The following is a 22,821-nucleotide window of genomic DNA, read 5'->3' on the forward strand; positions in this document are numbered from 1 at the left end:
ATGTAAATTGTTCAACATATAAAAATCCCTCAGACCACTGTCTGAGGAATAGCAGTATCCCTTATGTTAATTCACTTTCATCCATTGATTCTTTATATCGAATTTCGTACTCTCTCTTATGCATATCTTTAATAGAATGCATAAAACTCATAATATGCTGAAATGCTCCAGTATCATACTGCTGAGCTCGTAGCGTATATCCCCGCTCTGCTGCTTCTAATTTACTTTTAACCGCATCCGCAAACTCACCCGTTTGGTTTTCTAAATAGCTTTTAGCATGCCAAAGCTTTTCATTTACTTCTTGATCCTTTTTGATTAACTCTTTAATCCTTTTTGCCTGCTCGTCTTTGAAGTCGTCACCATCAAATTCAAACATGTATTTACCGCTCGTTGTTCCTGTGTGTGTAAAATCAAACAATTAAATCCCCCCTACTACTTCTTTCATGCTTTTAATATCTGAAGCTACCGATTCGTCAGCTTCCATCATCTTCTCGAAATTTTGGAAGAACGCTTCAAGAAACTTTTGATAGTATGTAACTTCCTCTTGAATAGAAGAAATAATTTCTTCAACAGGGGTAAATACACTATCGTCTAGCGGGTCAAACGTTTTGTCAAACGTCACTTTTTCAGCCACACGCTTTTGTCCAAACCAAGCGAGAGTAGCGCCGTCTTTATCTGCCTTTTCCATAAATGACTGGGGAGAAGCTTCTTCTCTGGATATCTTCATTTTTAACTTTTTCTTCTTAGCTTCGAAGACTTCGTTAATTTCACTATGTAAATACTGCTTTAGTGCATTTAAGTTTGCTTCTTTATCTTTAATGGCATTAGCACAGTAATAAACAAACTTCTTCATTTGTTCATAATCTAGTAAGATTTCTTCCTGAGATCCTGAATCAAAAACCTGATAATACGTCTTCATAGCATTAGCTTCTGTGTATTTGACAACATAATTAATTCCGTGGAGTTTTGCTTGTTTACTTTGAGATATTCCTTTAACAAGCTGAAATGTTGCTCCAGGGCTAGTAAATGTATTTACCATTACTACTGCTCCTACTCCTATACCTGCTTTAATCTCTCCAAAATGAAGAAAAGGATATCTTTTTACACTCTCAAGGTATTGATCACGTGTTTCTGGCAAGTTAAGCAACGTTTCTTGTTTCACATGATCATTAACAAACCCTAAACCGCCTAATGTTGTCTTTACTCCAAGGTTATAACGGAATTGGTCTATCATATACACTGGGTTCCATTTTGCTTCTTTCTGAAAAGGATATTTCCCAATGTTAATCATTTCTTCTGTATCTAAATCTCCAAGCATCGTCACTTTGTTACCTGCATACCAGCTGTTTGGAAAAGATTGAGCATGCATAGGTTCACCTTTTACCCAGGTATGGCTGATGGTAGCTTTTTGTTTTTCGTAGTAGGTGTTGGCTAGTTCTGTTAATTTCTTTGAAGATATTCCATCTTTTTTCCCAGTCTGGTGAAACACATACAATTCAAATTCTTTATCTAAAGCTTCTAATTGTTTTAAATTAACTGGTGCATCATTCAATGCCCTTATATCTTTAAAACTTTTTGTTATTAAGCTCAAAGTTACTATTAAATGTCCTCCTAAGGAGTGTCCATCACCATACCTTTTAAGTTTTTCATCAGAACTTTTAATCTTTGTTTCAACTTGCTGATACATTTTTTTTGCATCATTGATTTGTTGAGTACTTTTACCTGCTCCAATCCCTAAAGCATCATATACAACATCTCCAAAATCTTTAGAAGGTTCTGTTCCTCTAAAAACATAATAAACCTCATTGATATTATGTTTTTTATCATGGAAATGAATAGCTGCCCCATCAAACCCAGATTTGTTACCTATTCCCATTTCAACGCTGCTATATATTTTAAAATTAGGTGGATTTTCACCTGTAGCCTCTTTATAAATCCTTGTAATCTCTTTTTCTTTTCCTGATAATCCACTGTACTCAAGCTGAGTTATTTTATTTCTTATATCGTTACTTAATAAAGGTTTTTCACTCACGACTTTTACCCTCGCTAAAATTAATACTTTTTAATATTGTCAAAAACCATAACTTCCTTTTTTCTTGGCTAGTTTCTGTACCTTCACCTATACTATCGTATGAAAATTCTATAACCTTATTAGAGTTTTTATCTGCTACATAAGCAGTATAAGTATTAGGTAAATGGATTTTACTGTTATGTACTACATGCCTTTCAGTTCCCTTGAAATATGCATAAGCATAGTCATAATATATGCGAGTATGTGAAGTTTCTATTTCTTTAGGATTGTTGTTCTTTAATTGCTCTTCAAATAATCCCTTCACATAAACAGGTTCAGATTTCTTATCATTCTTTGAAAATTCAGCTTTAATATAGTATATTGATTTATTTTTTTCATCGATATTCCTATATGAAGCAGACCAATTTTCATATGATTTTCCATTTATAGAGTAATACTCTGAAGCATCATGCAACATTTGATACTCCTCCGGAAACCACATCGTATACTGCCCTGTCTTTGACTTAAACTCATAAAACCCATCGTCCACTTTTTTATCTTTGTTTAAGAATTCACGCGTAAAGTGATCATCAAAAGCAGGGACGTTTGGGTATCGGCTTTCGTTTATCATCCATATTCCTCCTATTAAAATAGCAGCTCCTGCAATGACTGCAATAATGGTCTTCGTACGTTTTTTCATTGTCGCACACCCTTTTAGTTATGTTATAACCTATGTTTTATACATGTTCGATACTATCATACTTATAATGGGAGAGTCATAAGCAGAACGAATCAAAGAACCATAATTAGGAAGTGGTTATTTTTTACTATCACTTACCCTTTCTTTTAAATAAATAATCGTTTCTTGTTTTATTATTGTTACCTTTATTAATGATTTCTCTCAACAAAGAAAACCCCACTTTAAAAAAAGTGAGGTTGATTACATAATATAAGCCATTTACTGAACGCTTCGCTCTCCTTGCGCCAGCACATCAATTTCAGCATCAATCTTTACGCTGTGGGTTTTCCCATCAAGTCCAAGAATCACAATTTCATATTGCTTGTTAGTGAGAACAATCGATTCGATAATACCTTTATGCTGTCTTAACGCGTATGCTTTTGCACGGCTTTTCGTTAAAGGAATCGTTTTTTCTTTCAAAACATTGCCGGTTTCGGCGTTAATTTTTACTTTGTGCTCTTCTCCGTTTAACGTAAGGATGTCTACTGTATAAATAGGAAGAGTGAGTATTTTACTCAGCGATATGGATTTGACAATGCCTTTATATTCTTTTAATGCGAGAAGCTTTGCTTGTTCTTTCAACAAAAGAGATCGTTTTTCAGAAATCATTTGACGCCATCCTTTCTAGTTTATAAAACGGACTGCTGTTTCAATTTCTTAACGTACCATATCCTATGTATACGTCTACTAACTAGTATAGCGGGCTTGTCTTAAATTTCTCTTAATATTACATGAAAGATAGCTGAAGAAAGCTGTTTCCCACTGAAAAAACTAGACCTGATTAGATCTAGCTTCTTATTGGTGAATGTGAATTCTACATTTTTTTCGTTTCGAATCGTTCTACGGCTCTTATTTGTTTGATTGACGGGGATTTGTGTACGCACATGCCTAAATGAACTTTTTGAAGCAAATAGGGATCAATGTAAAAACCATTTTGAAAGATGTTTTCTTTTTCCTGTTCGTCATGAAATTTGGAGCATCTTACACAGTAATACATATCATAACCTCCTTGCGTGCTATTTTATAAACCGGGATAGTTGTGAGTGGTATATTTACCTATAGCATATGGAAAAGAATAAAAGTCGTGCTTGTTTAGCGAAAATGTCCAAAAAGAAGAAGGCTTGTTCGTGGGCTAAAACACTGGATTTTAAAAATGATTATTTAGAACATAAATCAGTTTAATCGTAATAAAAAAGCCTCTTTTAAATAAAAAAGAGGCACTTTTTATTAATTTGTTACTTTTGCGCTGTTTTGATGCCATTTCCAAGCTGATGCGATGATTTTTTCTAATGAAATTTGCGCTTTCCAGCCTAATTCTGCATGAATTTTATCAGAAGATGCGACCAAGCATGCCGGATCTCCAGCGCGGCGGTCTGCCATTACGACATTCGCTTTTTTACCCGTTACTTTTTCGCACGTTTCAATCACTTCTTTTACAGAGTAGCCAAGGCCGTTTCCAAGGTTGTACGTTGCTGTTTTCTTCGTGCCGTCCAACAGTGCCTGAAGCGCTGAAATGTGAGCATTCGCTAGGTCCGTTACATGAATGTAGTCACGGATGCACGTTCCGTCTTCAGTATCGTAGTCTGAGCCGAATACAGAGATGTTTTCACGTTCACCAAGCAGGTGCTGAAGAATGATTGGAATTAAGTGCGTTTCAGGATCATGGCACTCGCCAATTTCTGCTGTTTCGTAAGCACCCGCTGCGTTGAAGTAACGAAGCACAACATATTCCATATCGTAAGCATTTGCAAAGTCAGCTAAAATCTGTTCAATCATTAACTTTGAACGTCCGTACGGATTAATTGGGTTTGTTGCCGTATCTTCTGTAATGATATCTACAGAAGGAATCCCATATGTAGCAGCAGTAGATGAAAAAATAAACTTTTTCACATTGTGCTTCATCATCGTTTGTAAAAGGGTTAACGTCGCAGCTACGTTGTTTTGATAATATTTAAGAGGATCTGTTACTGACTCCCCTACTAAACTATTAGCAGCAAAATGCATGACAGCATCAATTTTATGATTTGTGAATACGCTTTCTAAATCTTTCTCATTACCTAGATTTCCTTCTACGAATACCGCTTTCTCATCGATTGCCCAGCGATGACCCGTTGATAGATTATCAAGTACCACAACTTCATTTGTTTTCACTAATTCTTTTACTAGGTGGCTTCCGATATAGCCTGCTCCTCCGATGACTAAAATCATACTGTCAGTCAGCTCCTTTTTATTAAGTGTCGCTACAGATATCGTACCCGTTTCTTTTCCATTTGTAAATATTTCATTTTTCAGTATCCTGCAGCGATACGGTTATATTTTTTATTAGTATAGACAATCAATATGAACTCATTATGAAGAAAAGGGAAGGAAATTTTTATTGCTCTTTTTCACAGAGAATTAGATAATATAGCAGGAACTAATTTACTTATTAAAGGAATGAAAGCTTAATGAGCAAACACCATTCATGGCTAGATGCGCTAAAAGGATTATGTATTCTTACAGTAGTGGCAGGGCATTCTGGCAGCCCTTTTTTTCATCATTATTTCTTTTGGTTTCACATGCCTCTCTTTTTTATGATTAGCGGCTATCTGTTTCACTCACGTTCTAGAATACAAGAAGTACGAGAATGGATTTTGAAAAAATGGATGCGTTTACTTATCCCTTATTTTTGTTCAAACATTTAACGTTCGGGAAGTGTTACTAAACATCTACCATTTATGTATTGGCGGGAGAACTCTCGGATACTATTACGGTGTTTTTTGGTTTGTCACTTGTTTATTCTTAACTCACCTTATTTTTGCCTATGCAGCTCTACTGATTAAAAGAAAAAGCTCAATGGTTCTTTTCTTAGCTCTATGCTATTTTATCGCTCATATTTATGTCAGCTTTCCATTTCTTCAGCAAAAAAACATTATATGGAGCGCCAATTCTGTTTTGCTATCCATTTGTTATTACGCAATTGGATACTACAGCAGACAAGCTTTTTCGTTTGTTGAGAGAAAAAGCACCGTAATTCTGAGCAGCTTAATCATTTTATTGATTGTAGTTTTAGAAAAGCTCAGCGTTCTTTCTTATACATTAGATATTAAAGCAAACGTTTATACATGGCTGCTTGATTTGATTATTCCTCTTTGCGCGGCAAGCATTCTTGTATATATAAGCAAAAAAATGAGCTTAACAAAGTGGAGTAAGCCTTTTGAATACGTGGGGAAATCCTCGTTTACCATTATGTTTTTGCACGTACCGGTTACTATTTTAATAGAAAAATACACCGGCATATCTACCGTCTTTTTATACATAGTAATGGGAACATTGATTCCTTTGATATGTCATGTATTGTTCAAACAATTTCTTCTTACAAACGCATTATTTTTAGGTGCGTTTCCTATTCCGAAAAAGGACAGTGGACAAACACTTCCAGTTTCGAAATAAACAGTCATGTAACCCCTGTCCTTTACAGGGGTTATTTACTAGATTTGCTGAGGCACTTTCTTCATGTCTTTCACTTTATTTTTTAATGGAAGCATGCCTTCAATATGACATTCAATACAGTCCCCGTCTTCAATAACAGCGGGTCCCGGCGTTCCGGTTAAGATGATATCACCTGGATGCAGCGTCATGACTTTTGAGAAAAATGAAACACAGTATGTGATGTCGTAAATCATATTAGACACGGTATTTTCATGCTGCATGTCTCCGTTTAGCAATGTGCGCACTTGAAGTGATTTCACGTTTGATATGCTTTCTTTTGTGATAAACTCTGAGCCTATACTGCAAAATGTATCAAAGCTTTTTGCTCGCATTAAGTAGCGATGATTCGCCGCATGAATATCAGCTGCAGTTACGTCAATGGCTGACGTATAGCCAGCAATTACGTTCATGGCTTCATCTGGCTCTATATCCTTACACGTTTCGCCGATTACCACCGCTAGTTCCGCTTCAGCCGTTGTTTTGTAGGACTGCTTTGGAATACGAATGCTGTCATCTGGTCCAATAATGGCGGTTGCGGGTTTTAAAAAACTAACTGGATCAATGGCACGGTCGTAGTCTTTTAGTTTTTCTTCAGAAGCTGCATAATTAAATCCAATGCCTAACAATTTTGACGGATTACTAATGATAGGAGCTGTTTTTCTGCCCTGCAAGTGCAGTGCGGGAAAAGAGCTGTTCATACCAAATTTATTATGGGCGTACCATGTTTCAAGGTGGCGAAGTTCTTTATATTGAATAAGATCCCAAATTGTTGTAGACCAGTTTGTTAAATATTTAGCATTAATGTCTTCTATAAGCAGAATGCTGTCATTGTCTAAAATAGCTGCTTGTTCTTTCCCTTGCTCTATTATATTTACTAACTTCATGATACGCTCCTTACCGATGCTTGAATGATATGATCGCTGTTTTCTTTTACCCAATTTAATAATTTTTCATCTTGGTTGTATCCCGCAATAAAAGATAAGCCGATTGGCAAACCGTCTAGTTCTCCCGCAGGTATCGTAACTTGCGGAAGTCCGCTTAGTCCGGCAATACACGTCATTTGAAGTGTTCGCAATCTTCTGTTTTCTAACTCCGGTCCTTTTGCATCTTTTATAGGCGCGGGTCCTGGAGCTGTAGGAAGCACTAATATTCCGTCTTCTCCAAGCTGTGAGTACATAAAATAGCGAAGTTCACGACGCTTTTCTTCTATATAATTCATATTTAATAAGGTAAGAGTGCTCGCCCATTGAAAGCGGCTTCCGATATCGTCTCCAAACGTTGGGTTTTCTTTTTGAATCCATTCTCCGTGCGTTTGCCAAATTTCTTTTCCTTGCAGCAAACGAAAAGTTTCCATATATGTAGAAAAACCCTGGGGGGCAATTACTATTTCTTCTGTAGTAGAAAAAGACTTCATTACGTGCTTAATAGGTGGTGCAAGAGCTTGCATGCTTTGTTCATCCACAAGTTCCATAACGTCTGTTGCTACATAAAGTCTTGTAAAACCGCTAGCACGCGACGTTGAGTTCAATAAAACCGCTCCTATTTTTTGCAGAGTGTGGCCGTCTCTAGCCATTACACCAACTGTATCAAAGCTTGGAGCAAGTGGAATTAGACCGTTTGTAGAAATGCGTCCGTGAGAAGGACGATACCCAAAAATACCGCAGTAGCTTGACGGAATTCGAACCGATCCTCCCGTATCTGTTCCAATCGCAAAATCAGTTATTCCCGCTGCGACAGCAACCGCTGATCCGCTCGAAGAGCCTCCCGGAATTCGATCTGCGCCTTTTGGGTTTACCGGTGTTCCATAATGCGCGTTTTCTCCATTTAGTCCGTACATAAGCTCGTCCGTGTGCGTAACTCCCTTTAGCGCAGCTCCTTCTTTTAAAAGAGCAGCTACTACATCTGCATGTTCGCTTGCAGGCTGATGCGTGGCGAGCCAACCAGGATTTCCTGCACTTGCTATATGTCCTTGTACATCAAATACGTCTTTTAACGCAAAACTCAAGTTATTTAACATCCCCGTTCCCGTTGGAGGTACGTAAAGATCACTGTCTATAAATGCGTTCCACGTATCTTTCATTCAACCATCTCCTCATTTCTTATATCTGTTTAGAATATAAAATTTGGAATAAGTTGGTCAATGAATGTGTCAGGTCTGTTTACACTAATATTATGTAAGTCTCCCAACTTCTCTTTTCCTAGAGAAACTAGCCGTTTCATTTCCCTTTTAGCACGTTTGCGAGTAAAGTAGAAACATATCATTTTACGAAAAGGACTATCGCGATGGAACAATCTACTACGCTTTTCTTATTTATTTTATTAGCTTTTGTGCTAACAAGAGGCATTCCATTTATAGGTTCATTTACTCCTAGCATTAATCAGCTGCTTCGGCATATTGGACGTTATTTTTCAAATTTAAATACGATGTTTCATGAAGATGGCCACGCGTTAATGGGGCTTATTGTCGGAAAAGGCGTCAATCGCATTGAGCTTTACACCAATAATGAAGGTGTAGCTGTGACTGCCACCTACGCGGGATCCCGTGGATGGCTGCCGCGCGTCATTATTGCCTTAGCCGGCTACCCGTTCAGCTCAGCAATGGCTTATTTGTTTTTCTACCTGCTCGTTCACAACCACTACGACTGGCTTTTTTACGGGTTAGGAAGTGTTGTTGTTATTAATTTACTGCTTTGGGTACGTAACGGATACGGAATTGTATGGCTATTTTCTATCGGTTTGATCCTCGGAGGCATCTATTATCTGCAAGATCCACAGCTTATGCGCTACAGCATGATATTTGTTGGTGCACTGTTACTTGTAGAATCTCTATTTTCCGCCTTTATTATTTTTGTGTTAAGCATCAAATACCCAAACGATGCGGGTGACGCTACAAGTTTAAAGCAGCTTACCCATCTTTCAGCACGCTTTTGGGGCTTTTTATTTTTCGCACAGGCCGTTTATGTGGCTTATTTGATTTTTCACCTGATTTATTAGAGAACGACGCAGAAGAAACAATATAATTAATTATTACTTCACAAACGTATATATTTAAATAAAGGATGCTTCTCTTTGTGTGAGATAGCATTCTTTATTTGCTTTTTCCTTGTAATAGATTTTTATCTAAAAGCACCTTCATAAAAGTAACCTGACTTTTTAATGTTTTTGTCTAAAACAAAAAGCACCTTCTAAGTAGAAAGACGCTTTATTATAGCTACCGTTTTAAAGTTTTAATCAACGATCATTGAATGTCTTGTAAAATTACCAAAAACCAGGTTTAACTATATTACTCTTTCAATGTTTTTGCTAATTTTTAACTTTTGAATAAAATAAAGCACGAAATAATGTATGAAACTTTTTTCGATAAAATTTAATATACCCTTTAAAGATACTATATTTTTTATGCTTTATTGGAGGTGGATAAAGATTAGTTATCTCCGATTTATTTGGAAAAAGCCATCTCTTAAAAAAGATCATAGAATGCTTAAAGCGGTCATACTCAGACAAATGTACCCGAATAAGGTTTTTAAATCCTTTTACGCTTTGTCTGTCTCCATAACGTATTTCTTGATAATCCCACCATATTTTTGATTTTTTATTAAAAGGAAGGTTATTAATTTGATCGAGATGTGGAAATTGATTATAAACAACCGTTAATGTACTTGTTAGTCGTTTTAAAGTGTGATCGTTTTTTGCTATTTTAAATAATGCATTGTAATCAATTTTATGATTTAAGACATGTATAGTTTGTATAATATCGATAAAATATTTTAAAGAATCCATTCCATGCTTCCAGCCGTGAAGACAAATCATATAAAAGGTATGTACTTCAGACAGTTGTTTTATATGTTTGTAACCTTCTAAAGGAGTAGAGTGCTTCCAAAATTGCTCAATCTCTAATGAGGAACTCTCCTCTTTAAGAAGATCCCAATGAAGTTCAATAGCTAACGGAACAGGTGAATGAGGAATCACTTTACCAAACGAACGATGAAAGTGATGAGATGAGTATTCTCCTTCTGTATCGTATTCTAACTCTTCAATACACCTTATCGCTTTTTCCATATCCTCTTTGCGAATCAATATATCAATGTCCGTTGTTCTTCTTGCACTGAAATGACCAAAATATGTTTCGTTAAATAAAATTCCTTTTAATGGGATAGCAGAGATATCATTAGCTTCGAACATATCCAAAATAAGCTTTAGCTGGTTTTTAATATAAAGGTTGTTATACAAAACAGCTTGATATTCTGTCTTTAGCTGATTTTGAAAATATGTTGGTGTTTGCTCCATTCTCCCTTGCTGTTTTAACAAAGAATATACCGTTGCTGATAAGTGAAAGTATTCGATATCTTCTAATATAGAGCTATAATCATTCGGATTTTCTGGCAATGGACGGCTTTGATCATATAATGATTGAATAAACTCAATGAACATTATGGAAGTCCTCCTAATTTATTTGTCTTTACAGCATGATGGCTCTTTCTTCGTTATGAGAAAGCTGTGATGGGTTGATATGAGCAAGGTCTCGGTATAAGCCAGGCTGATGAATCAGCTCTTCATGCTTTCCTGATTGAATCAGTTTTCCATTATCAATGACAATAATAGAATCAACATTTTGAATAGTAGATAAGCGATGAGCAATTACGATAGTTGTCCTATTTTTCATAATTCCTTGGAGCGCTTCTTTAACCAAGTATTCTGTTTCATTGTCTAGTGCAGATGTTGCTTCATCAAGCAGCAAAATAGGTGCATTCTTTAAAATAGCGCGAGCAATTGCAATCCTTTGCTTTTGCCCTCCCGATAACGTTACCCCTTTTTCGCCTATTTTTGTCTCATACCCATGAGGTAGTGACAGAATGAAATCATGAATATGAGCAGCCCTTGCAGCTGTGACTAGCTCTTCTTCAGTTGTCTGAGGATTGGCTAAAAGCAGATTTTCTCTTATAGTACCAGTAAACAGAAAAGTTTCCTGTGGGACATATGCAATTAAGTTCTGCAGTTCAGATGCAGTAAGAGCACTAAGCGGTGTTTGATCTATATAAATTTCTCCGGCTTGAGGCTGATAAAAACCTTGTAATAAGTTAAATAAAGTCGATTTCCCGGCACCACTCGCTCCGACGATAGCTATGCTTTTTCCTGCAGGTATTTGTAAATTAAAATTTTCAAAGATATACCTTTCTCCATCATAGCTAAAGGTCATATTCTGAAAACCAATAGCTTTTTGTTTTGGCTTCTTTTGAAAATACTCAGGAAAATCAATAGTTTCATATTGCACTTTTAATATAGGAGCTATTCGCTCAACTGCTGATGTAGACCGTTGAAATGCAGCCCACTGTCCCGCGAGTCCATTTAATGGATAAATCAGCCGGTTGCTTAGAGTTACAAACGCTAGAAGGGACCCTACTGTTAGCATACCTTTTGAAACGATTACTGCTCCTAAACACAGGCTGACAAGAAAAGCTATTAATGCAATAGCTTCACCTCCGGCATAAAATAATCCTTTCATTTTTCCGTTATACAAATCTAATCCTAAAGCTTGCTGATTTTGCTGATGGTATTTACTAAAGAAAGATCGTTCTAACAAAAAAGATCGAATGACAATAAACCCTTGAAAGATTTCAGATAAACTACTCGTCATTTCACTGTTTAACTTTAGAATTTCCCTGCTGCTGTTGCGCAACAAAAAACCAAAAACACCGCCTGCAATCACAGCAATAGGTATAATAAATAAACCCACAAATGACAGTAATGGACTAATATGGGCTAAATAAAGAAAGATAGCAATAAATAATAACGGTAATTTTATAAGGTTGATAAGATTTCGCCCAATCATTCCATCTATGCTGTTAATATCATTGGTAAAATGAGAAATCAATTCTCCAGAGTGGGTTGTATGAATTTTATGAACGGGAGAAAGTAACAGTTGCCTTAGAAGCTGCTCTTTTAAATCTCGTTTAATAGAAGATGTTGCAACCGCTTCAATATATGTATCGTAATAGATTGTAAGAAAGCTTATAAGTATTAGACCAAAAGCAATTGGCAGCAAGTGCTTAACGCGGGTAAAGTCTCCTTGAACGGCAGCATCTGAAAGATCTCCAAGAAACCACGCGGAGGCAAGAGTAATTAAAATATCCGTCAATAAAAAAAGCATTAACCCTGCGTAAGATTTCCAATGTTTTCTAAGCAAAGGGTATATAATTGAAAAAGCGCTTATCATTTCCTCTTTGTCAAAATACCGCTTTATATCAGCTCGATTTAATTTCATCATAACACTCCAAAAATAAGCGATTAGCTTAATTAACTATTTTTTGATTAATATATTTTTTAAGAAACGGGAGCTAAAAGGAAAAAAAAGCATTAACCAGCACCATATATAGTCAAAAGGAGCAGCCATATAAACTTTTTTTTGTTTTTTTCGGGAGATTGCCGTCAATTTCCCAATAACTTGTTCTCTCGTTACAGGCTCATCACAGCAAAGATTAGTATCTCCTTTAAATATATAGTGCAGCTGCTCGTTCTTGTATCTTGTTTTAATTAATCGATGAGCAATCAATTGCCCGCTTTTCGTATGAAAGAGGCCAATATCACCTTTTTTTAAAACAGGTGCTTTTTCAAAGGTGCAAAGGTCATTTTGGCGAATGCAAGGGTACATGCTGAACCCCTCAGAAGGAAAATGGACATACCCTTTTTTTTCTATAACATTCTTCAACAATACTACGCTTTCTTGGTTAATTGGCATAATTAATCAATCCATATTTTATCAACTCAGAGAGAAAGCTTTCCATATCTTTAAACGAAAGCTCGTCCTCTATTTGATAATCCGTTTGCAAAGATTTGATAAGTGAAGGAATGGTACAAGGGTTTTCGAGTAAAGACCAGCAGCAACCTCCCAATTCGTTAATTTTTGTTACTGTATATGCTTCCGTGTTTAAAATTACCCATTCACTGTCAAGTTGAACGGCCTCCATATCTTGATTTCGAATAAACTGCTTCATTAGGATATCAACTCCCAAAACGTATTATTTTTTTGAAAATAAAGATCATATACAGGTACATAATCTAATACCTCTTTTATCATTTGAACAATTTTCTTTGTTTCTTCGCGTTCTTTATTCCAATAAAAGACTTTATCCATTATTTGAAGTAAAGCACTTGCTTTTCCCAACTTTGTTCTCTCATTGTTTAAAGCTTGATGTAGCAGCTGAATACTTGCTAATGGAATAGTTCCTTTAATAGATGGAGCTGAGAGCTCACTCCGAAACGGAGAATTAAACACAGTAATTTGATTTTCTTCTACCTTTACAAGAGTTGCTTCATCAGAAAGAATGGGTCTTGGAGCGGACAATTGTGCACAAGTTGATTTTCCTGCTCCAGATTGGCCAGCAAATAAATGGGCCTTTCCTTTTTCAGTAGCACATGAGGAATGAATAAGCAGCCCCCAGTTGTGATAAACAATATAAGAACTATAAAAATTCATAAGCGCATGCTTTAAAGCTAATTCATCATAAATTTGAATTTGAGCCTTTCCCTCGCTCAAATTTGCTTGAATTCTATAATCAGCTCTTTGAAAAGATATAGTATCTGCCTCTTGTTCGACTTCTACTTGATAGTCTACAAAAGGAATTCCATATCCACTTTCTATGTGTATAACCATATCTGGGCATTCAATTTTAGAAAAAAAAGGCTCGTAGTTTTTTTGAATTAAATTCAAAATCTGAAATGAATGACAAACAATTAAAGCTTGATGCTCTCCAATTCTCATTGTAACTTTTTCCATAATATGCTCCTTCAATTTTTAAATAGAGAAAAACAAGTAAATGTTAGGCATCTCTTCAATCATCTATATGTAGCATTCAATATTGATTTAAAAATAATAGATTTTGTTAAGATGCCTAACAAGTGGGTTTAGAATCTCTTTGTATATCCTTTTTTATGGTCTATTTGGATTGTTTGGTGGGAAATTAACACCTCCATTACCATGTCCAGGGTGGTCTTGGTTACCTTTTCCAGGATTCCAGCTTTGAGCAGTTTCAAATCTAATAGGCTGATGATCCATAACCATTGGACGCTTAGATGATACGCCTGGTTGTTTTTTTGTCATTTTCATAATGTAGTCCTCCTTCCAATTCGTCATATTATTCAGATTATATATAATAATTTGAGGGTTCTTTTTTAACTCCTTGATCTCGAGAATTAAAGACGTTACTATACTTCAACTCCCAGAAGCAAAGCGGTAAGGTTTCCCCTCAACTATTAACCTAGTAACTAGAAAAACACTTCACAAAAAGTAACTTGTTTCACATGAATTTCACGCTTCTACACATTCTTTTTTAAATTTTCATATGTCCTTTAGACAAGGGGATAAAAGACAGTTGTGACACTACTCGCTTTCCTTTCATACTTCGCAATGATGTTCATTATAAAGAACAAAATTCCAAAAGATATCCCTTACTAGTCATTTAAACCTATTGGAACCAGGAGAATAATACTTAATAACTAGGTGTTTTCTATTATAAAGAACAAAATACAAATAGTAAACCTTTATTAAGAACAAAAAGATATAAATTTTTAAAAAATTCGTACCTTTATTAAGAACATTACTTATTTTTATTTTATTTATCTTTGTTTATTATTGGAATAGAAGCAAATTTATGTGGTAGCTAAGTAAAAGTATTAAACCGTCGTATATGTATCTAGCAAATATAAATATATAAATTTTTAACCTAGTTGGTTACGCTTATTATGTATAACAAACACCCCTTCCCGTAGACATAAGTACACTTAAAACAATTAGGGGTTAAAAGGTTCTAAGCTGGTTAGTTGAAAGCAAATATATAATAATTTATACACTATTGTTAAATAGTGGTTTACGAGTTCCCTAAATGAGGTATATATTGGGTACTATGAAGTCGTAAAGAGGTGTGGGATACTTGTCATTATTTTTAAAGTGGAAGCAAAAGAAGCAGGAAAAAGAAGTAGAGCGTGTTCTTGAGGAATCAATCTCAAAAAGAAAAGACTACTGGAACACAATTGGACATGTAGACGGAGACGTATTAACTCATTTGTTAAATCCCATGTTTTTTGGCGGGCCTGCTTGGCCGTCTGGACGTCAAACTTTTATTCGTGTTCAAAAAACAGAGACGGTTATTTTAGCAAGCGACGGCTTGTCCGATCCGTTTCAACTACCTGAAGAAAAGAGCCAAAGACAAGGAAAGGGATTAGAATTCTATATCGAATGCGATGATGAATCTCTTCGCGGACCTTTATCGGATATCCAGGATCACTGGGCATTTGACCTTCTTTATCAAATGAGTCAAAATGCTGCCGCTCACCCTAATATGCTAGAACTATTCATGAAACATGATGTTCTTTCAATTGAATTTACGGATTTGGACGTACCGCCTCATTTTGTAAATAAAAATGGAGATATTGGTGTATTGCTAGGAGTTCAGTCTCCTTCTGTTTCAGCTAGCCTCTCTTTACCTTACGAATCTATTAAACTGATTAGCATGAAGCTTCTTACACCAAACGAATTAGATTATGTGCGCGAACAAGGAGCGCAAGGACGCAGGCAGCTCGCTGAAACATTTCAGCTGTCAAAAAGCTATCATATTACCATGACTAAAAGAGAGTCTCTTATTTAAAAGAGGTTCTTTTTTTATTTCTTCTATTGAAATAGAGCCATGTAGAATATACTCCTTATTTACGTGTAACTCAAGTTCACATACTTTTTTAAGGCTGCTTTTCATATGAGCGTACTATTTTTGATTCGTGGTATATTTTGCTATAGTAAAAAAGAAGATATAAAAAAGGAGATGGACGTTAGACATGGCAGAAAAAGTGCAGATTGGAAAATCCGAATTATATGTTAACCCTATTGGACTTGGAACAAACGCTGTAGGAGGACATAACTTATATCCTAACCTAAACGAAGAAGTCGGCAAAGACCTTGTTCATAAGGCGCTAGATAATGGCATAAACCTACTTGATACAGCGTTCATTTATGGTCCTAAACGTTCTGAAGAATTAATTGGCGAAGTACTAAAAGAACGCGGAAATCGTGAAGAAGCGGTGATCGCTACAAAAGGAGCACATAAAATTGTTGGAGATGAAGTACTGCTAGACAATTCTCCTGCATTTTTAAAACAGTCTGTTGAAGATAGCTTAAAACGCCTTCAAACAGATTATATCGATTTATATTATATTCACTTTCCAGATAAAAACACACCTAAAGACGAAGCGGTTGGTGCGTTAAAAGAATTAAAAGATGAAGGTAAGATCCGTTCTATTGGCGTATCAAACTTCTCGTTAGATCAGTTAAAAGAAGCAAATAAAGATGGTTATGTAGACGTGGTCCAAGGCCAATATAACTTAATTCAGCGAGAAGCAGAAAGCGATATTTTACCTTATACGGCTGCAAACCGCATTTCATTTATTCCATACTTCCCGCTAGCTGCTGGCTTACTTGCTGGGAAATATGATAAAAATACAAAATTTAATGACCTGCGCGAAGATATGCCTCACTTTATCGGGGAAGCATTTCAGCAAAATCTAGAAAAAGTAGAGCGTCTTCGTCAAATCTCTAACGCGAAAGGCGTAGAAGTAGCTCACCTTGTTCTGGCTTGGTACTTAACGCGCGATTCAATTGATGTGTTAATTCCAGGGGCAAAACGCGCTGATCAAGTACTTGATAACTTAAAAACATTAGATGTTCAGCTCACTTCTTCTGAAATTAAAGACATTGATCATATTTTTAAATAATACAAAAAGAGCTTTGCCATAGGTAAAGCTCTTTTTTCTATACAATTCCGCTGACTAATAGAACAAAAGCTGTAAAGAAGAATCCCATCTGTACAAAGCTTGTTACGTACTCTTTCGTTTCTTGTTTGTATTTCCATTCATCTATACTTTTTAACAAAATATTCACGACTAAAAATAGGAAAGATACGATATAAGGCTTTACAAACATAAAGATCATATCAAGTAACAGACAAAGAACAAAAGCTATCGTCACATATTTATCCCATCGGCCTAAAGCTAGACTTTCATACTCATATTTTCCCCAAAATTTGCTGCGAGGGATATCAAGGACTTTTCTCAAGATAACGTCTGCTAAGACCGCTGCTGCTACAAGTATTATTAATATATACATTGCCATCCCCCCTTCCTTTTTATGGTATCATTTCAACTCGTTTCTGTTAAGGTCTCAGCTACAAAGTGCTTAAACTGCTTTGTTTCTTCCGTTTCACCTTTTGTTACGATATACGTATGTGAAGAAGGCCGGATAATTTTTTGCTGTGAAATGACGCTTAACGTTTGATTTTCAACTTCCTTTTTCACCATAGAAAATGGCAAATAAGATACGCCTAAACCTTCTTCAATAAAGCGCTTTGTAATTTCTACTTGCGTCACAGGAAGCAGCTGAATGTGAGGATAACAAGCCTTGATTTGAAGGAGTAAATCTTCCCAATAAACAGGATGATTATTCGTAAGCAGCCGGTAGGAAGATAACAGCTCCTGTTCCGTACGTGCCTCTGCAGAAAACGGGGCAACTAAGACTGCTTTTTCTTTATGAATTAACTCATAAAAAACGTCTGCCTGACCCGGAAGCATCCTTGTTAATCCAATATCTGACCTTCTGTCGCTGATGTCTTTTCCCACTTGAAACGAATTTGTGATATTAACCGTTACTTCAATATGGGGATATCTCTCTACAAATTGTTTGATGAGGCTTGGTAAAACAGATGCTGCTATTTGAGGAGCAGCGGATATAGTCAGTTTTCGGTTATATCCTTGCTTCCATAACTTAAAATTTCCCACTCCTTCTTCATATGCCCTCACCATTTTTTGAGCATGAGGCAAAAAAAAGCGTCCTGCCTCAGTCAGCGTGATGTATTTACCTTTTTTTTCAAAAAGCTCAGCACCTAACTCTTGCTGCAGTCGCTGAATATGCTTTGATACAGCAGGCTGTGTTAAAAATAAATCTTCAGACGCTTGCCTGAAATTTTCATAAGAAGCCGCTATGATGAATGTTTTTAACCATTTGATCTCCATTTTCTTCTCTCCATCTCTTTCTATTCATAACAAACTGGAATCAATACTGCTTATTTTTGTTTATTTTCTTTTCTACCAAACTTCTATACGATATATGTATCTCAATATTACCAAATAAAGGAGCTGTAAAAATGAAAAATAACGTTAAAGAAAAATTTAATGCTCATGCTTCTCAGTATGATGAGCAGCGCCGCAAACTTATTCCTTGTTTTTTTGATTTTTATTCCATTCCCGTTTCTCTTCTTCACTTTTCAAATAAGCCGCTTCGCGTACTTGATATCGGAGCAGGTACAGGATTGTTTTCTTCTTTTGTCAAAGAAAAATACCCAGATGCTCATTTCACGTTGATTGACGTGTCAGATCAAATGCTTGAAAAAGCCAAGGAGCGCTTTAAAAACGAACAGAATATGGAATTTATTGTATCAGATATAACAAGCTACGAATTTGAACACTCATTCGACATTGTGATTTCTTCACTTGCTATTCATCATTTAGAAGACGAACAAAAGCAAAAGCTGTATGGTCAAATTTATCATTTACTGCATACAGGAGGAATATTTATTAATGCCGATCAAGTATTAGGCCATTCTTCTATTATTGAAGAGTTATATAAAAAAGACTGGAGTGAAAGAATTGCCGCAAGCGGATTAACGCATGAGCAAATTAAGGCTGCTCATGAACGTACGAAGTTAGATAAAATGGCAACTTTACATGACCAGTTAAATTGGCTAACAGCAAGTGGGTTTAGCACGGTGGATTGCATCTATAAATTTTTTAATTTTGTTGTAATGTATGCTCAAAAATAACGGTTTAAAAACTACTTGTCTCTTTGCAAGTAGTTTTTTTACTCTGTTCCTCCCTATATTCGAATAAGAATATTTATCTATTTCCACAAAACTACGCATACTTCTTTTCCAGTTTCGTATATCTAATAATAGCTTCGTTCTCCTGAACTTTTGAATTTTTTGTACATAAAACCCATATAAAGTATTTTTATACTATTTTATGTCTTTTTATGGTATAAAAAATACAACTATGTTACAATATGATTACAAAACAATCTATATAACGCTTTCATTTCTTTACACGAAAATGAAGAACTGGAAAGGATGTGCTGCTTATGTAAATGTGAATCCGCTAGATTAGTAAACTTATATTCTTAAAGTTGTACAAATCATCAAGAAAAACTTAGTTATTCTTATTATTATAAATTCCCGCTAGTAAAGTCTTTCTACTTAATGATTTCCTTATTAAGCGCATACATACAGGTATAGAAAATGCAGCTATTCGTCTTTTATTTTATTAGTGAAGAATTTATAGCACTGCTCAAAGCACCATAAGTTTTTCATTAATGCAGCCTAAGGAGGCGCAGCACATGGCAAATAGAATATCAAGAACAACAATCGTACTCATAGCGGCTATTCTAGCTCTAGCCTGCTTGTTTGTAGGCGTTCCAAAAACAGAAGCTGCTTCAACACCATCTCATTTAATTATCATTAACAAAGCAACAAATAAACTGGCTTATTACCAAAATGGTTCACTTGTCCGAACGTTTTCAGTCGCAACAGGACGCACGCAGTCTCTTACACCAGAAGGGCATTTCAAAGTAGTGAATAAAATTGTCAATCGCCCTTATTACTCAGGGAACATTCCTGGTGGAGACCCTAGAAATCCTCTTGGCAACCGCTGGCTGGGTCTAAATGCGAGAGGTACATACGGCACGACGTATGCTATTCATGGAAATAATAATCCTGCTTCCATTGGCAAATATGTAAGCAGCGGATGCGTTCGTATGTACGATGAAGAAGTGGCATGGTTATTTAGTAAAGTGACCGTCGGTACACCGGTTGTGATTACAACTTCTTCTAAATCATTTAATGACATTGCAGCAGCAAACGGGTACAATGTTTCTGGAAACTCAGGTTCTACTCCAGCTCCTTCTACAGGAACTGTTTTAAAGAAAGGCAGTAAAGGAAATGCAGTTAAAGAACTTCAGCAGAAGCTAACTTCACTTGGCTATAACACAAAAGGTACGGACGGTGTGTTCGGTGCCAATACAGATTCAGCTGTGCGTAAGTTCCAAAAAGACCACGGCTTAACGGCTGACGGTATTGTTGGTCCATCAACGTATAAAGCTTTAGGAAACCCTGGAACCAACCCGACACCAACAAATCCGACAAATCCAAAGCCAACAAACCCACCAGCGGATACAACAATTAACACAAAACAAACGCTTAAAAAAGGCAGCAAAGGCAGCAATGTTCAAGCTCTTCAAAAGAAATTAACGGCGCTTGGCTATGATACAAAAGGCACGGACGGTATTTTCGGCGCCAATACTGAAGCTGCTGTGCGTAAGTTTCAAAAAGACAATAAGCTAGCAGTGGACGGCGTTGCCGGACCTAATACGTTAACTGCTATTTCCAAACGCTAATAGAGCCTGAAATCAGGCTCTGTTTTTTTTATTTATAAACCTCTTTTTACACGGACTCCTTAATGAACCATTACGCCGTCTTTCTTTTCTACCACATACTTAATCAATTGATAAACCGTTCTCATAAGAATTTGCTGCTGATAGATATCGTTTTTGGCAGGAATCACACTTTCTATGACCCTGCTATATTTATACGGCTGATCGTCTTCTTTTTCTTTATAAAGAGCGCGCCAGTCATTACGGGGATTTTCAAGCAGCTGTTCGTTGAAATAGGAATAAACGACGGTTGCGAACTCACCTGCCAACTCTTGAATAACCTGCTGTCGGTCGGTGACCGAATGATAAGTACTTGACCATCCAGACGGCTGACTTAAAAAATGCTCATACACAGATGAAATAACGGCGGACGCAATAGCTGGTACCGGTCCTTCATTCTCTCCTAAGGAAATGTTTAAACACGTTTCTCTGTCCATATAAGGAATGTTCAGCGACTCCATTGCTTCATAAAAAGCCTGCGAGACAGTCAAGTTTAAATAAATAGGATGCAGCTCTTGCTGCTTTTTTCTCGTTTCTGATACTAAAGCTGTCTTTAAGTCTTTATACAGAAAGTGACTCTCTTCGGATTCCTCGTGTACACATTCTAAAACAGACGTATTCCCTACTGTTAAATAGTAGTGAAGCTGCTTTCTCATAAGAGGTGAAACGCTTTTAAGCGCACCATCTATCAATTTAGCCATGGCATGTTTTTTAGCATAATCCGTACGGCAGCTTGGAGAGGTAAGCAAATCTCCGTGTGTAACACAAACGTTTACCTTAGCACCGTGCCCATGTACGATGAGCTGCTGAAGAAATTGAATATCTAATTCTTTAAGCCCATGATGTACGTATAAAATGGAAGCTGCTTGTTTAAAAGAATCGTGGATGGTGCCCGTATATTCAACAGATGGATGCTCGCAAATCGCTACCCCTTTTTTAAAAGAAAAAGGGCCGGAAACTTCAATTCTACGAAACAATGGATAAATAAGGCGTCCGTTATTTTCTTCTTCTTCATTTGTTAGCGGATCAAAGAAAGACAGCTCTTTTGCTGTGAGACGGCAGGATATTGGCCAGTCGTCTTCCCCTATTTCCCACGTTCCTTCCTTGTATTCTCTCAACCGAGATTCAATTGCCAGAAGCATTTGCTCAGTGATCTTCCTACATTCAAGCCGCTTATGCCATACCTCTGCAAAATCTCTTCCTTCTTGATCAACAGCGTCTTTTACTATTTCACTTTCTCGTTTAATTGCATCTACAAATTGTTTGAATGAACTATTTTCGTCGCTCATTCTTAAAGGAACATCATCATTAAAATAACGGGCTTTGTATGGAATATCTCCCAAAAGAGCGCGCAGATTAAAAGAGGAATCTCCGTGTAATAACTCAAAGACCAAGTCATAATCCGTGCCTCCTTCAGCATACACTTCAGCGCTTCTTAGTAGGATATTCTCCACTTTCCTTTGCACTTCACTTCGCGTAAAAAAAGAGACGGCAGCTTCATAGTGTTGAGAATCCTTCACCTTATACGTAGCAGAATAAGCGCCTTTACTGCCTATTCCTAGAAAGCCGCACTCCTTTTTTATACCAAGAAGCTGGCGGATTAAAGATGTTTTGCCGCTTCCTTGTTCTCCTATTACATGAACGTACTCATACTCGCTGTCAATTTGTTCGCTTGTCTTTTTTTCAATATCGTTATAAAAAGCATTCACTACTCGTTCATCATACCTTGCTTTTGCTCTTCCTTTTGCAGTACTTGTCCAAAAATCCTGCACTCTCAGCAGTTCATTCATCTCTTCAACCAACATGTCAATTTCATCGTGTTGCTCTGTATACATAAACCGTTTAACAAACGGGTGCGATCTTCCTCTTTCATCTTTTTTAAACGGATGCTGAAACATAATTGACCAGCCTTTTCGCGTAGGAGACTGACAGGCTTTTGCACGAAAAACTTTCATTCATTTCCCCTTCTTTCCCTAACATTGTCCTATTTGAAATGTATGGCTTTTAAAGGGGGGATATGTCTATCATTTTCCTCTTTTTAGAAGGATTTTTCCTGCATTTATCGAAGTAATTAATTGAGGT

General features: G+C 36.5%; 24 protein-coding genes. 7 read left to right on the forward strand and 17 right to left on the reverse strand.

Annotation, left to right across the window (positions count from 1 at the left end):
* Nucleotides 1-61: 61 nt before the first annotated feature.
* The 6 genes from WKH56_RS13040 to galE form a co-directional block, all read right to left on the reverse strand.
* On the reverse strand, nt 62-418 hold the full coding sequence (locus WKH56_RS13040; RefSeq protein WP_155726339.1) for a hypothetical protein: 357 nt from the start codon (nt 416-418) through the stop codon (nt 62-64).
* On the reverse strand, nt 419-2,032 hold the full coding sequence (locus WKH56_RS13045; RefSeq protein ID WP_098248559.1) for a DUF6792 domain-containing protein: 1,614 nt from the start codon (nt 2,030-2,032) through the stop codon (nt 419-421).
* Nucleotides 2,025-2,711, reverse strand: a complete 687-nt coding sequence (locus tag WKH56_RS13050; protein WP_048020149.1) for a hypothetical protein — start codon at nt 2,709-2,711, stop codon at nt 2,025-2,027. Before WKH56_RS13050 ends, WKH56_RS13045 begins: the two co-directional genes overlap by 8 nt.
* A 258-nt stretch (nt 2,712-2,969) precedes the next feature.
* Nucleotides 2,970-3,359 (reverse strand): PepSY domain-containing protein, encoded by a 390-nt coding sequence (locus WKH56_RS13055; protein ID WP_033578226.1) that lies wholly within the window; start codon nt 3,357-3,359, stop codon nt 2,970-2,972.
* A gap of 205 nt (nt 3,360-3,564) precedes the next feature.
* Complete coding sequence (locus WKH56_RS13060; protein WP_028412270.1) at nt 3,565-3,747, reverse strand: DUF3973 domain-containing protein; 183 nt, start codon at nt 3,745-3,747, stop codon at nt 3,565-3,567.
* Between the two features lie 230 nt (nt 3,748-3,977).
* A complete protein-coding gene (galE, locus tag WKH56_RS13065; protein WP_310884234.1) occupies nt 3,978-4,958 on the reverse strand; it encodes a UDP-glucose 4-epimerase GalE in 981 nt (326 codons plus the stop codon).
* A 239-nt stretch (nt 4,959-5,197) separates the two neighbouring features.
* On the opposite strand from galE, the gene WKH56_RS13070 reads away from it, so the two are divergent.
* On the forward strand, nt 5,198-5,434 hold the full coding sequence (locus WKH56_RS13070; protein WP_310884233.1) for an acyltransferase family protein: 237 nt from the start codon (nt 5,198-5,200) through the stop codon (nt 5,432-5,434).
* A 10-nt stretch (nt 5,435-5,444) separates the two neighbouring features.
* The gene (locus WKH56_RS13075; protein WP_310884232.1) at nt 5,445-6,182 is read left to right on the forward strand and encodes an acyltransferase family protein; all 738 of its coding nucleotides are present in this window, start codon (nt 5,445-5,447) and stop codon (nt 6,180-6,182) included.
* A 38-nt stretch (nt 6,183-6,220) separates the two neighbouring features.
* On the opposite strand, the gene WKH56_RS13080 is transcribed toward WKH56_RS13075, so the two are convergent.
* Both WKH56_RS13080 and WKH56_RS13085 read right to left on the reverse strand, forming a co-directional pair.
* Nucleotides 6,221-7,105 carry a fumarylacetoacetate hydrolase family protein gene (locus WKH56_RS13080; RefSeq protein WP_310884231.1) on the reverse strand — a complete coding sequence of 295 codons (885 nt, stop codon included), beginning with the start codon at nt 7,103-7,105 and terminating at the stop codon, nt 6,221-6,223.
* Nucleotides 7,102-8,301 (reverse strand): amidase, encoded by a 1,200-nt coding sequence (locus WKH56_RS13085; protein WP_310884230.1) that lies wholly within the window; start codon nt 8,299-8,301, stop codon nt 7,102-7,104. The genes WKH56_RS13080 and WKH56_RS13085 overlap by 4 nt, the downstream gene beginning before the upstream one ends.
* 203 nt (nt 8,302-8,504) lie before the next feature.
* On the opposite strand from WKH56_RS13085, the gene WKH56_RS13090 reads away from it, so the two are divergent.
* Nucleotides 8,505-9,215 carry a M50 family metallopeptidase gene (locus WKH56_RS13090; protein ID WP_342835841.1) on the forward strand — a complete coding sequence of 237 codons (711 nt, stop codon included), beginning with the start codon at nt 8,505-8,507 and terminating at the stop codon, nt 9,213-9,215.
* Nucleotides 9,216-9,524: 309 nt separating this feature from the next.
* Here the strand turns inward: WKH56_RS13090 and WKH56_RS13095 are convergent, their stop codons facing one another.
* From WKH56_RS13095 to WKH56_RS13120, 6 genes are all read right to left on the reverse strand, one after another.
* Entirely contained in the window at nt 9,525-10,652 is a 1,128-nt protein-coding gene (locus WKH56_RS13095; protein WP_310884228.1) for a nucleotidyltransferase family protein, read from the reverse strand.
* Between the two features lie 28 nt (nt 10,653-10,680).
* Nucleotides 10,681-12,483: an ABC transporter ATP-binding protein gene (locus WKH56_RS13100; protein WP_310884227.1), complete on the reverse strand. Its 1,803-nt coding sequence runs from the start codon at nt 12,481-12,483 to the stop codon at nt 10,681-10,683.
* A 36-nt stretch (nt 12,484-12,519) separates the two neighbouring features.
* Entirely contained in the window at nt 12,520-12,957 is a 438-nt protein-coding gene (locus tag WKH56_RS13105) for a S24/S26 family peptidase (RefSeq protein WP_310884226.1), read from the reverse strand.
* Entirely contained in the window at nt 12,947-13,213 is a 267-nt protein-coding gene (locus WKH56_RS13110) for a PqqD family protein (RefSeq protein WP_310884225.1), read from the reverse strand. The genes WKH56_RS13105 and WKH56_RS13110 overlap by 11 nt, the downstream gene beginning before the upstream one ends.
* Nucleotides 13,213-13,995 carry a hypothetical protein gene (locus WKH56_RS13115; protein WP_310884224.1) on the reverse strand — a complete coding sequence of 261 codons (783 nt, stop codon included), beginning with the start codon at nt 13,993-13,995 and terminating at the stop codon, nt 13,213-13,215. Before WKH56_RS13115 ends, WKH56_RS13110 begins: the two co-directional genes overlap by 1 nt.
* A 153-nt stretch (nt 13,996-14,148) precedes the next feature.
* Nucleotides 14,149-14,325, reverse strand: coding sequence for a hypothetical protein (locus tag WKH56_RS13120; RefSeq protein ID WP_221786056.1), 177 nt, complete (start codon nt 14,323-14,325; stop codon nt 14,149-14,151).
* A gap of 814 nt (nt 14,326-15,139) precedes the next feature.
* Here WKH56_RS13120 and WKH56_RS13125 point away from each other — a divergent pair.
* Entirely contained in the window at nt 15,140-15,862 is a 723-nt protein-coding gene (locus WKH56_RS13125) for a suppressor of fused domain protein (protein ID WP_230683440.1), read from the forward strand.
* A 184-nt stretch (nt 15,863-16,046) separates the two neighbouring features.
* Nucleotides 16,047-16,979: an aldo/keto reductase gene (locus WKH56_RS13130; protein ID WP_014461281.1), complete on the forward strand. Its 933-nt coding sequence runs from the start codon at nt 16,047-16,049 to the stop codon at nt 16,977-16,979.
* A gap of 37 nt (nt 16,980-17,016) precedes the next feature.
* Here the strand turns inward: WKH56_RS13130 and WKH56_RS13135 are convergent, their stop codons facing one another.
* A complete protein-coding gene (locus WKH56_RS13135) occupies nt 17,017-17,370 on the reverse strand; it encodes a DUF4181 domain-containing protein (protein ID WP_310884223.1) in 354 nt (117 codons plus the stop codon).
* Between the two features lie 32 nt (nt 17,371-17,402).
* A complete protein-coding gene (locus WKH56_RS13140; RefSeq protein WP_034269863.1) occupies nt 17,403-18,272 on the reverse strand; it encodes a LysR family transcriptional regulator in 870 nt (289 codons plus the stop codon).
* A 131-nt stretch (nt 18,273-18,403) separates the two neighbouring features.
* Between WKH56_RS13140 and WKH56_RS13145 the strand changes: the two genes are divergently transcribed.
* Together WKH56_RS13145 and WKH56_RS13150 are read left to right on the forward strand one after the other, a co-directional pair.
* Entirely contained in the window at nt 18,404-19,078 is a 675-nt protein-coding gene (locus WKH56_RS13145) for a class I SAM-dependent methyltransferase (protein ID WP_048020144.1), read from the forward strand.
* 569 nt (nt 19,079-19,647) lie between these two features.
* The gene (locus WKH56_RS13150) at nt 19,648-20,703 is read left to right on the forward strand and encodes a L,D-transpeptidase family protein (RefSeq protein WP_014461286.1); all 1,056 of its coding nucleotides are present in this window, start codon (nt 19,648-19,650) and stop codon (nt 20,701-20,703) included.
* Nucleotides 20,704-20,762: 59 nt separating this feature from the next.
* Here the strand turns inward: WKH56_RS13150 and WKH56_RS13155 are convergent, their stop codons facing one another.
* Nucleotides 20,763-22,694 (reverse strand): hypothetical protein, encoded by a 1,932-nt coding sequence (locus WKH56_RS13155; protein WP_048020143.1) that lies wholly within the window; start codon nt 22,692-22,694, stop codon nt 20,763-20,765.
* Nucleotides 22,695-22,821: the final 127 nt, after the last annotated feature.

This window comes from Priestia sp. SB1, from assembly GCF_038898415.1.